We start from the raw sequence: 12,099 nt of genomic DNA on the forward strand, positions 1-12,099 counted from the left end.
TTACTTAAAATTTAGGTTCACATAATTTCAAGTATAGAATAGGTGTTGAGGTTTAATTGCTCAACACTTTTTGTTTTTTTAGGGTTAATTGCTTCTTTTACCAAAGTGTATCTTTGTGCTTGATTTTATTGGTATTGGAAAAAATTCAACATTACATTTCTGTTTATTTTAAAGAACTGGTTCAATTTCTGGTCAGCACTAATTTTACTAAATCTGTGCTTACCGTAATTGCGGTTATTATACCTATCGCCATTGGGGTTTTAACAGGGTATACAGAAATTGGAGTCGCTATTTGCTTTGGTGCTTTTTGGTGTTCTCCTAGTGATGTTCATGGTAGTCAACGGCACAAAGTTCTAGGCATACTCTTTTCAGGTGCGTTGGTAATGGTTGTAAGTTTTATAGGTGGCTATTTACATTATTCTCCTTGGCTTTCTCTTGTCATTTTAGGATTGATGAGTTTTGCCATTTCCTTTATTTCTGCCTACGGGTTTAGAGCCTCGCTTATTAGTTTCTCTGGTCTTTTAGCATTGATTTTAAGTTTTGCCCATACTCCCGATAAATTGGAGATTTATGAATATTCGCTATTGGTTGGTCTTGGTAGTCTCTGGTATTTAGGGTTGTCCTTATTATGGTTTAAAATAAACCCGAAAGGGCAAACAGAAGAGGTTTTGTATGAAACCATAGGTAATACAGCTAAACTTTTAAAGAAACGTGGAACGCTAATTGACCAACAATCCAATAGAAAAAAGTTACAAGAAAGCTTGTTCTTATTACAGAGTCAACTTACAGAACAGCACGATATCTTACGTGAAATTTTAATTCTATCTCGAAAAAACTCTGGTATATCGGTATACAATGGTAAGCGTGTTTTGGTATTGGCGCAACTTATAGAAATGTTAGAAACTTCAGGTGCCAACCCTGTCAACTATATAAAGATGGATGATCAATTTAAATTGCATCCTGAGTTTATCACCCATTTTCAAAATCTGATTTTTGAGATGGCAAATCAATTGCAATTAATTTCAGAAATAGGTAATAAGCCAAATCAAATACCAAAGCATGATGGTTTAACAGCCCTTTTTGAAGACATTCGAATTAAGATTTTAGAGCTGGACAAAATTAAAGAAGTAAAGGCTTATGAGGCATTTATCATGTTTCAAAATTTATTGGAATATCAAGAAAAGCAATTTGATAAGCTAAAAAGAATAAAATGGCTATTAAGCGATCATGATGTTGCTTCAGAAGAATTTATTGACAAAGAAATTCTGAAACGTTTTTTGATTTCTCAAGATTATAGTCCGAGTATATTATTACGAAATCTAAGTTTTAGGTCTACCATATTTAGACATTCGTTACGTTTGGCAGTAACCTTAATGATTGGTTTTATTCTAGGCAATTTGTTTTCGTTTCAGAATCCGTATTGGATTCTTTTAACCATTATTTTGATTATGAGACCTAATTACGGTCTTACTAAAACACGTTCTAAAGACAGAACAATTGGTACTATGATTGGTGGTGTTATCGCTACGGTTATAGTTTTTCTAATACAAGATGTATATGTGTACGCAGTATTGGCATTGATCTCTTTTGTAATTGCACTTTCAATGCTGCAGAAAAATTATAAAGCATCTGCCATATATATCACTTTAAGTATCGTATTTATTTATGGTATTCTACAACCCGATGTTATGACGGTTATTCAATATCGAATACTAGATACGTTGTTAGGAGCAGGGTTGTCTTACTTAGGATTTTTGTTTTTATGGCCAAGCTGGGGCTTTCAAGAAATACGAAAAGATGTAACTAAAAGTGTAGAAGCGAACAGGGTATATTTATCTAAAATTGCGGATTATTATATACAAAAAGGCAGAGTACCCACAAGTTATAGACTGGCACGTAAAAATGCTTTTTTAGAAACTTCTAACCTAAGTTCGGCATTTCAACGAATGACCCAAGAACCGCATTCAAAGCAGAAGAATTTGAATAAGATTTATGAGTTGGTTGAATTGAACCATAACTTTTTATCATCATTGGCATCGTTGAGTATTTACATTCAACACCATACAACTACCGAGGCATCTGAGCGTTTTAATACTATTATAACGAAGATCGATGAAAACCTTTCTATGGTACTTCAATCGTTGTCTAAGGAAGCGACAGGAGACCAGAAGCCAAATTTTGATGCCGTGATTTCTTTTGAAAAACAATTGCCAAAATTCGAATCTGATCAGGTAAATTTAAGTGCCGATGATAATGGCGCGTTAAAACGGAATCATCAAGAGGAACAATTGATATGGGAACAATTGCGTTGGCTGTTTTCTTTGAGTTCTAATATGATGAAACTAACCTTGAGCTTAAAGTAGTTAATTATTCTCATTCATTAGTTCTTGAAGTTTCTCAAAGAATTGCCCAACATGTAAACCGTCCATTAATCCATGGTGCACGTGAACGGAAACGGACATCAATTGCTTATCATTTTCCGTTACCATTTTACCGAAACTTATTTTAGGGCAACTGTCAGGAAAATCATAATGTCTGGCGTGTGAAAGAGAGGTGAAATCTATCCAGGGTAATGCTGAAAAATGAATTACGTTTTCACCCGATAGTGCGGGCATTAAACTATTAGAATTTCTTACCTCTTCAATTCTTGGTGCAGCTAAGTCGCAGAAGGTTTTAAAATCTTCATGATAATCTAAATATGAAAATCCAAAAGAACCATTTTCACGGTTTATAGTTGGTGATGCATTTATTGCTTCATATTCAAATAGTTTACCATCAATAATTCGATATCTAAACGGTTCTATTTTATTGGCGGTTACTAGCGTTTTGTGCAGATAATATAAAAAGAAGGAATAGCCATTTTCTTTTGAAATTTTATAGGCTAACTTACAATCAATTTTAGCTGTAACACCAAAAAATGGCTCACTGAACTTAGAGAAAAATTCAAAATGATCTTTTCTGTACCATTCTTTAATGTTTATTTCTTTTCGCATTGTCGTTGGTCTGTTGATTTTTTAAAAGTTGAAGAGGAGTAAACTATCTATAGCAATATACAAGGAATATTAAAATTGCATTTAAGCGACAGATTAGTTTTATTATTCATTGATTAAATAATCCTCAAAACGATTTCCTATAGCTTCAGAATTAAGTCGTTTTCCCCATTGTATTAAATTTTCTTTAGGCTCACTTGTGTCAGAAATGCTAAATAGAACTAAGAGATCTTTACCTAACTCATTTCTAAAAAAATGCTCTGTCCGTAGTTTTTCTAATACTTGAACACAGGTTTCAAACAAGGTATTTCTAAAAGCTTCAAAATCTAAGTCGTCATTATCTACTTCATCAGATACCATTTTACAAATGTCATTAAACTCAGTGTTAGCTCCATCAGATGTAAACCATTCTGCAGGTTCAAACTCGTAAGTATCTTTATATGTGGGGTCTTCTAACTGTAGTTCTTTTAAATGACTTTTTGTATTGGTAAAAGGTACTACAGTCATGGCGCCATCATCACTAATCAATGAAAATGAGCATATGTCAGAACCATATTTCTTACTATTTTCTTTGAAAATTTTTCTAGTTGCACTTTCAATTTTGCTTTTTAATTCTTCAAAATTAAAATTTGTATTCATAGTTTTTGAATTATACATAATGGTCACAAATAACCGTCAATTATATTTTTAATATTGCGATTGTTCTTAACTATTGTTTTTTAATTAGCCTTACGGTGTCGATTTTTTCAATATAATTAAAGTCAAACTCGCTAGAGGCTCTTTCAATTGTCATAATTGTATCTGAAATGTTTAATATTCGCCATTGTTTCTGATAGCCAATTAAGTCCGTTCTTAAACCTTCTAAAATTAATATATTATCTCTTTTTTGAAGGGTGTATGAAGTAGAATCAATTCCTAGAAAAAAATGTGTGATTTGTTCTTTGGATATTTCATAATAGGGAGGCCAAGAATGGTTTCATCAGATAGTTTTGCATCATTCTTAATATCAATCCACCACTTATCCGTACTTCTAATAAATGATACTCCCATTTATTTTTCTTGGTATAATTAAATAACTGCTTAGACACAACTATGTAGAATCATTTTTAGATAAGAAAGATACAATTTCCATCTAAAACCAAAAATGGGTTATGGTAAATGGTAATTGTAAAATTACCCTTGTGCAATGACACTTTCCGGAACTGGAATTTCATAAACCTGCAAATGAAAATAGGGTAGGGCAGCAATTAAATGATCAAAAATATCTGCCATTACATACTCATAATTTTCCCATCGTTTGTCTGAGCTAAATGCATAAATTTCTAAGGGAATTCCCTGTGGTGTTGGCGGTAATTGGCGCACCATTAATGTCATTCCTTTATTTACTGCAGAATGGTTTTGAAGATAATCGTTTACGTATTTTCTAAAAACTCCAATATTCGTCAAATTTCTACCATTAATAGCCAGGTCTTTATTTATATTATTACTGGTGTTGTAAGTATTTATCTGTTCGCTACGTGTTGTTAAGTAGGGCTGAATCAGTTGTATTTTTTGAAATTCTTCTACATCTGCATCAGATAGAAAACGAATGCTTTTTTGACTAATGATCAAAGCACGTTTAATACGTCTTCCGCCAGCTTCTTGCATACCTCGCCAGTTCTTGAACGAATCTGAAATTAAGGCATAGGTAGGTATTGTGGTAATTGTCTTATCAAAATTCTGTACTTTAACTGTTGCCAATGATATTTCAATAACATCACCATCTGCACCAAATTTGTCAAAACTGATCCAATCTCCAATACGTACCATATCATTGATACTGACTTGAATACTGGCAACTAAACCTAGAATAGAATCTTTGAAGATTAAAAGTATTACGGCAGAACCTGCACCAAGAGCGGTGAAAAATTTCCAAACCTGAATTTCTGTTATAATAGCGAAAATGGTAAAAATACCCAGTACCCAAGCAAAGATCATAAAGACCTGTATGTAACTGCCCATGGGTTTATCTCTAAACCTTGGCTTGGTCTTTAAATAATCGTTTATACTTTTAAATACACTTTTAACCACGTAAAGCGTGAGTACCACAAAAAGTACATGTAAGAACTTTAATGCTATAACGGCCGCATATTCAAAGCCAATAAAGCCAAAGGGCACAAGTTCTACCAATATACTTAATGGTAGAATGTGTGCGAGATATCTAGGCACTCTATTAGCTACTAAAAAATTGTCAAAATTGGTTTTAGACTTGCGTGCTAATCTAAGGGAGACAGAACGTAAAACCTTCCAAATAATTAAATCTAAGAACCACGCTAATACTAGTGCAATTACTAATAAAATGGTAAGATTTAAATACGAAGCAGAAGTTTCGTTAAGTCCTGCTTCAACAAGGTAATTATATAGTATTCTGTGAAAATCATCCTTCATTTTGCATATTCTTTTTTCGTATGCAAAGGTACAATATATGCATTAGCTAGAAGGGGAGTTGGGTCGTGTAAATAGCTTATTTACTATGCAACGCCAATACGGGTACATCTGCATAATAGCCCAATTTATTAAGGTTTAGTTTGCCAAGACCAAGACGCTGCCATAAAGAGGGTTTTTTATCTATATAACTGATCATATTAGAATTTCTAATAGATACAAAACAACTTAGCGCAATACCCATTTTAACATTGCGTAAGGTATTAAAATTATGGTCTACCTCTTTTAATTGCTTACGTATAACAACCTTATTTCTTTTCTGAAAAAAGCTTAATTTGCTAGGTTGTGTTATGCTCAAAACTTGAATGCTGGCATTGCTAAGTTTTGCTATTTCAACCAAGTTTGTTATTTCAGATATTTTAATGTCGGCATTAAAATCTGTAGTCAGTACAATCTCTTTTGGGTGGTTAAAATCTACATTGGAAGGAACTACCAAAATTGGACATTTTCTAATCGACTTTAATATTTCTAAAGTGTGTTTTCCATAAGATTCTCCTTTCTTGTTATTAATGCCTTTGGCACCCATAACAATCATATCGAAATGTAATTTTTTATTCAGATACTTAACGGCATCCAATAACAGGGTAGATTCAGAAACTACATGAAAGCAATGGTTTGTATTATTCTCTAGTTTAGATAGCTTTATTAGAATATCGCCTAAACCTTCTTTAGATTTAATTTCAGACATTTTATTAAATGCTTCGTCTGGATCTAATAGGGTTAAACTGTCTAGACCATGGGTTTCTTTAGCATACGTATGTAGAATGTAAAATTCACACTGTTTTCCTTCAAAAAGTTTAATGGCATACTTAATAGCATTCCAAGAATTTTTTGAAAAATCTGTAGGCAATAATATTCTCTTTTCCATGATGGTTTAGTTTTAGCCCTTTGTTTATTGGTTGTTTTAAGGCGATTCTTAGTTCAATTTGTTTTCACTTAACTCTTTGCATTTAATAGTATTTGCGATAAAATTTTCAGTTTTAGATTTCTGTAATTAGTAATATGAGACAAATAGGTGTCTCTTTTTTTCTCGTGATGGTTTAGGTAGTAGGCATCACATTCTACGGTATCGCATTCTATAGCCTTACCAACGCTATTGTCGTATCTGTATAAGGATGCCAACATTAAAGCGTTTTCTCTACGCGTACCATGTAACTCTTGGTACAGTTTTGAGTTTCGTATCATGATATCTTCAATATCTAAATAGAAGTCTAGCTCCTTATTTAAAAACTCTAGTTCGTCTGTCCAATTATTTATTTCTAGCCTGTCTTTCTTCATCATAATTCTTTTGTCAGATTCATGAGGATAAAAATGTTTAGATGCGATCATAATACCATGTTCAAGTTTATAGGTGCATTCTCTTGTTCTACTTTTTCAATGGTTAGTTTTTGTTCTCCAGAAGGAAACTCCCATACTACCGAATCGCCTTCGCTATAGCCCATTACTGCTGCTCCCATAGGCGTCAGAATAGATATTTTATCATTTTTAATATCGCTATCAGTAGGCATTACCAATTTAAATTTCTTGTGCCACCCGTTCTCTGATATTATTGTAACCGTTGTGTTGAACCTTATAACATCTTCATACATTTCAGATTCATCACGAATAATTGCAGTCTCTAATTCTCCTACTATTTTTTGAACAGATTTACGTAGCGTATCATCTTTATAGTACCCGGACAGATTCATTAATCTTTTCAGTACTACATATTCTTTTTTCTCTATAACCAGATTCCCGTACTTCATTGTCTAATTTTTTAATTGTAATAAGGGGTGATTAAAAGGTATATTATACCTCCATATGTATGTAGCCAATAGCGTTAGTTAGTTTGGTTTCAAAATATACTGACTACACTTTATGCGGTAGTATGTTGTACATACCTTTTAAGCCCCTTTCTATAAATGAATCATTTATAATATATCATGGAAAAATACCACGTTGTACATATGCCTCTTCTAAACGCTCAATGGCAATTACAAATGCTGCGGTACGCATATCTACATTTCTCTTTTTTGATGTTTCTAGAACTGTTGTAAAAGACTCTCGCATTTTCTTTTCTAGCTTTTCCATTACTTCTTCTAGCGACCAAATTTCACCGTTACGATTTTGTAGCCACTCAAAATAACTACCGATAACCCCACCAGAGTTGCATAAAATATCTGGAATGATATCTATACCTTTTTTCAATAGAATTTCTTCTGCATCTACATCTGTTGGTCCGTTAGCACCTTCAGCTATTAAATATGCCTTAATTTTACTGGCATTTTTAGCGGTAATTTGATTTCCTAAAGCTGCTGGTATACAGATATCACAGTCTAACGAAAAGAAGTCGGCATTGTCTAGTGTGCGTGCTTTTGCATAGCCTAATATGCTTCCTTTATTGCCTTTTGTATAGTTAAGTAACTCATCAACATTTATACCTTCTTCATTTACAATACTACCGTAGGCATCTTGTACCGCCGTTAAAATAGCGCCTTCGTTTACTAAGAAATAAGCGGCCCAATACCCAACATTACCAAAACCTTGAACAATGAATTTTTTGTCCTTCAAGTCTACATTATTACTTTCTGCCCAAAATTTAATGGTAAGGAATACACCAAAACCTGTTGCCCTATCTCTACCTTTAGAACCACCGGCACCAATAGGTTTACCAGTTACTACGTGCATATTTGTAGAACGTTCTGCAGGCGATTTGGTAGACATGTAAGTATCTAAAATCCAAGCCATAGTTTGCGGATTGGTGTTTACATCTGGTGCAGGAATATCTAATTCTGGACCAATATTATCACCCAATGCATATGTGAATCTTCTGGTAATACGCTCTAGTTCAGAATCTGAATATTTGTTAGGGTCTAACTGTATTCCACCTTTTGCACCACCGTAGGGCAAACCTGCCAACGAGGTTTTCCAAGTCATCCACATTGCCAATGCTTTTGCAGCATCAATATCAACCGTTGGGTGATAACGAAGGCCACCTTTATATGGCCCTAAAGAATTGTTATGCTGTACACGGTAACCGGTGAAAATTTCTACTTCGCCATTGTCCATACGAACAGGAAAATGAACAACGATTTCATTATTGGTCACCTCAAGAATTTTTCTAATATTGGTGTTCAGTTCAATGATGTCTGCGGCATTATCAAACTGTCGCATAACATTTTCTAGCATGCCTTGTTTAGGCGCTTTTTTAGATGCTACTTTTGCTATCATTATTATAGATTTAAGACTAATTCGTTATTAAATTCTTCAGTACTTGTCATTTCATTTGAAATGATCATGGTAGGTTTATTTGTAATGTCCAAAACATGCACATATTCACTGCATGAAACAATTGAACTTTTGTTTCTTGTTAATGAACAATGTGGCGTGTGCGTACAGGTAGAGCATATGCTCCGCATATAATTTTTCATTGCACTTAAATTATGATGTTCTTAAAAAGTTCAGTTAAAATATTCCCCTACTCCAAAACAGGTTGTTTTGTTTTCATGGGATAAAAAATTAACGCCAACAAGGCAATTCCGATCACTATTAAAAAAGCCAACTCAAGTTTAGACAAGAGGATGTTCGTTTCTAAAGATTTGTTTGAAAGTTGCGTCATTTGCTCACTTTCTTGAATCTGTATTCTAGCCAACACATCTAAATTTTCATCTATCTTTTGAAGAATTTGTTCTGATAAAATAGCTACACCATTTCTAAGATTTTCTTTTGAATGCAAAACCTTATTTTCTGATTTCTTGAGCTTTTCAAATTGCAGATTTAACTCATTAAGTGTGTTGAATTCGTCTGTAGTTAGTTCTGTAGAAGCAAAATCAAGTAAGATTTTTTCAACTTTCTCATTTTCATTTGCTACTGGGGTAAAATTATCTTCGGTTATAAAGCGAAGTTTTTTTGTTTGAAAAATGTTATTAAGCTGATAGATGTAATCTTGAACCAACACCCTGTCTTTATACACTGAATTTACCGTGCTTTGTAACGTATGAAAGTGTCTTTTGTTTAATCTATTAGACCCTAACACCAATAAGAATGCTATTGCCAGAATAAAACCGGCATTAATTCTTTGTGGAGTTTGTTGTTTATTAAACATGGGTTCTTTTTTTAATTAAACTTTAATTGTTCATTCATCTTCAATTTGAGAGAAATCCACCTGGTTATTTCTTAATAAATCAGCCAACTTATTTATAGAAGCCAAGTGGATTACATCAACCAACTAAAAAAAAATTATAAAGCTTGTAATTCACCTGAATCAATGGCTTCTTTAAAGTCTGCAGTTACAACAGTGTGACTGTTAAAAAAACGACCACCATCATTTCGCTTAATTTTAATTTGTGTAGTACCGTCCTTTTTTTCCTTTACAGCGGTAACTACTACTTTCTCTCCATGAGCCTGCCTATAATTGGCAATTCCACCACGTTTAATAATGAAATTTTCACGCGGAAAGTCTATATGTTTGTATTTGTTCGTTTCTGGTTTACCTATTTCAAAAACATCGCCTACATCTACACTTGTTGGTGTAATAGCGGTGTCTTGAGCGTTCATTATACTTACTGAAAATAATAGGGCTATTGCGTATTTGATCATAACTGAATAATTTATAATTAATGAATTTTCACTTCTTTGGTCATTCCTCCTTTGGCAGTAGTTTTGTTGGCTGTTTTTGGTTGCTTTACTTTTTCAATTACTAAAGACACGGTATCACCAGGTAAGCCATAAGAAATTCTATCTCCTTGGGCACGCCCAATAACAGATGCACCTAAACTGCTGATAACAGATATTTTGTTCTCTTTAAGATCAACTTCATTTGGTGGTACTACCTGAAATGTTTGGCGAATACCAAAGGCGCTGCTTACTTTAATAGTAGAGTACATGGTTATGATATCAAAAGGGATATCAACTTCGTTTAAACACAAGGCAGTGGTCATGTTCTGGGTAAGAACATCTAACACGTTTTTGTGCGCATAATCTTCAATTGTGTAATTCATTTCTTGATATTTTTTAATTATAAAGAATTCATTTGTTTCAAAAACAAGACTACCATACTTCATCTGCTACTATTTAAAAGGTTCCACGTACTACATCTGGTTTACACATCGTTTGAATTGAATTTCAAGACCGTATGTTGTGCTTTTAGAAGTAGTTGTCTTTTGCGAGATGTATATAGCAATTGATATGCCCGTTACTTTATAGTAGCGTGCCATATATTTTAATTCACTGATATTCAGTGATTAACAATTAAATAAAAAATTACAGAGTAAATTTAATTGGGTAGTTATTCCTCGGTTGAGGAAAATATACCCGATATTATTTTAGTTTTTCACGCAAGGTCTTGCGGTCTATTTGAAGAATTTCTGCAGCTTTAGTTTTATTGCCATTGGTATGGTTTAATACACGTTGTACATATTCTTTCTCCATTTCACGTAGTGGACGTAGCTCGTTATTTGGAAAATCAATTTGATATTTTAAAACATCCGGTAGGTCTTTTACATCTATAGTACCGTCAGACATGATGACGGCACGTTGTATTACGTTTTCAAGCTCTCTAATATTTCCGGGCCAATTGTATCTTTCTAATATTTGAAGTGCTTCTGGAGATATACGTAACAATCTGTCCTTGAATTCAATACCATATTTACGAATGAATTTTTCGGCTAATAAAGAAATGTCAGATTTACGTTCTCTTAGTGGTGGTACATTAATTTCAACTACGGTTAACCTATAATAAAGGTCTTCTCTAAACGTATTGTTTTTAATTTCTTCCCTTAAATCTGCATTGGTAGCCGCTATAATTCTAATGTCAACTTTTTCTACTTTTTGCGAACCTACTCTTGTAATCTCTTTTTCTTGTAGTGCGCGTAACAATTTTGTTTGTACGGCAAGTGAGGCTGTTCCAATCTCATCTAAAAATAAGGTTCCTCCTTTTGCTGCTTGAAAGAATCCGTTTCTATTTTCATTTGCGCCGGTAAAGGCACCTTTCATATACCCAAAGAGTTCTGCCTCTTGCAAATTTTCTGGTATGGCGGCACAATTGACCGCTATAAATGGTTCTCTAGAAAACTTCCCGGAATAATGTATGGCACGGGCAACCAATTCTTTACCGGTACCACTTTCCCCAGTTACAATAACTGTTGCTTTGTTATCCTTAACCCTATCAATAATGTTGGTTACTTTACGAAAAGCAGTAGATTCTCCCACCATATCTGAATAGATATTAGATGTTGATCTTATAGTGTTGCTTTTACTCTTTTTTCTTGTGATATTCTGCGAAAGTGCCTTGTCTATAGCTTCTTTAAGCTCAGATTTTGTAAACGGTTTTGTAAGATAATCTGTGGCGCCAGATTTGATAACTTCTAAGGTACCTTCAATAGAGGGGTAACCGGTAACCACTAGTTTAGGAATTTCTGGGTAATGTTCGTTAGCGAATTTCAATAACTGTAGCCCATCTATTTCGGGCATTTGTATATCGGTAATGAGTAAATCTATAAATGTATCTTTTAGTATAAACAACGCCTCTTTTACAGAAACAGCTTTATAGGTATGGTAGTCCATTGATTGTAAGTGCCTTTGTAAAAGCTCAAGAATATCAATGTCGTCATCAACAATAAGAATGTTTTCTTTACGCAGCTCCATA

The 12,099-nt window shown here is 33.6% G+C and carries 12 protein-coding genes; 1 reads left to right on the plus strand and 11 read right to left on the minus strand.

The features are described 5' to 3' along the window. Positions 1–134 precede the first annotated feature (134 nt). On the plus strand, positions 135–2,363 hold the full coding sequence (locus tag BM296_RS10135) for an FUSC family protein (RefSeq protein WP_245786994.1): 2,229 nt from the start codon (positions 135–137) through the stop codon (positions 2,361–2,363). Here the strand turns inward: BM296_RS10135 and BM296_RS10140 are convergent, their stop codons facing one another. From BM296_RS10140 to BM296_RS10190, 11 genes are all read right to left on the minus strand, one after another. Further along, positions 2,364–2,993, minus strand: coding sequence for a chloramphenicol acetyltransferase (locus tag BM296_RS10140; protein ID WP_091902882.1), 630 nt, complete (start codon positions 2,991–2,993; stop codon positions 2,364–2,366). It abuts the gene before it with no gap. 102 nt (positions 2,994–3,095) lie between these two features. Continuing rightward, entirely contained in the window at positions 3,096–3,629 is a 534-nt protein-coding gene (locus BM296_RS10145) for a DUF4303 domain-containing protein (protein ID WP_177214943.1), read from the minus strand. 534 nt (positions 3,630–4,163) lie between these two features. Beyond that, the gene (locus tag BM296_RS10150; protein WP_027064502.1) at positions 4,164–5,417 is read right to left on the minus strand and encodes a mechanosensitive ion channel family protein; all 1,254 of its coding nucleotides are present in this window, start codon (positions 5,415–5,417) and stop codon (positions 4,164–4,166) included. 76 nt (positions 5,418–5,493) lie between these two features. Then, complete coding sequence (locus BM296_RS10155; RefSeq protein WP_027064503.1) at positions 5,494–6,342, minus strand: universal stress protein; 849 nt, start codon at positions 6,340–6,342, stop codon at positions 5,494–5,496. 68 nt (positions 6,343–6,410) lie between these two features. After that, the gene (locus tag BM296_RS10160) at positions 6,411–6,803 is read right to left on the minus strand and encodes a hypothetical protein (protein ID WP_027064504.1); all 393 of its coding nucleotides are present in this window, start codon (positions 6,801–6,803) and stop codon (positions 6,411–6,413) included. Then, entirely contained in the window at positions 6,800–7,219 is a 420-nt protein-coding gene (locus tag BM296_RS10165) for a GreA/GreB family elongation factor (protein ID WP_027064505.1), read from the minus strand. Before BM296_RS10165 ends, BM296_RS10160 begins: the two co-directional genes overlap by 4 nt. Positions 7,220–7,394: 175 nt before the next feature. After that, a complete protein-coding gene (locus tag BM296_RS10170) occupies positions 7,395–8,684 on the minus strand; it encodes a Glu/Leu/Phe/Val family dehydrogenase (RefSeq protein WP_091902884.1) in 1,290 nt (429 codons plus the stop codon). Between the two features lie 247 nt (positions 8,685–8,931). Then, complete coding sequence (locus BM296_RS10175; RefSeq protein WP_091902885.1) at positions 8,932–9,558, minus strand: MCP four helix bundle domain-containing protein; 627 nt, start codon at positions 9,556–9,558, stop codon at positions 8,932–8,934. Between the two features lie 134 nt (positions 9,559–9,692). Then, on the minus strand, positions 9,693–10,052 hold the full coding sequence (locus BM296_RS10180) for a hypothetical protein (protein WP_091902886.1): 360 nt from the start codon (positions 10,050–10,052) through the stop codon (positions 9,693–9,695). Between the two features lie 17 nt (positions 10,053–10,069). Further along, a complete protein-coding gene (locus BM296_RS10185) occupies positions 10,070–10,516 on the minus strand; it encodes a GreA/GreB family elongation factor (protein WP_091902887.1) in 447 nt (148 codons plus the stop codon). Between the two features lie 256 nt (positions 10,517–10,772). Then, complete coding sequence (locus BM296_RS10190) at positions 10,773–12,098, minus strand: sigma-54-dependent transcriptional regulator (protein WP_091902888.1); 1,326 nt, start codon at positions 12,096–12,098, stop codon at positions 10,773–10,775. Position 12,099: the final 1 nt, after the last annotated feature.

Source organism: Maribacter stanieri (assembly GCF_900112245.1).
Classification (GTDB): Bacteria; Bacteroidota; Bacteroidia; order Flavobacteriales; family Flavobacteriaceae; genus Maribacter; species Maribacter stanieri.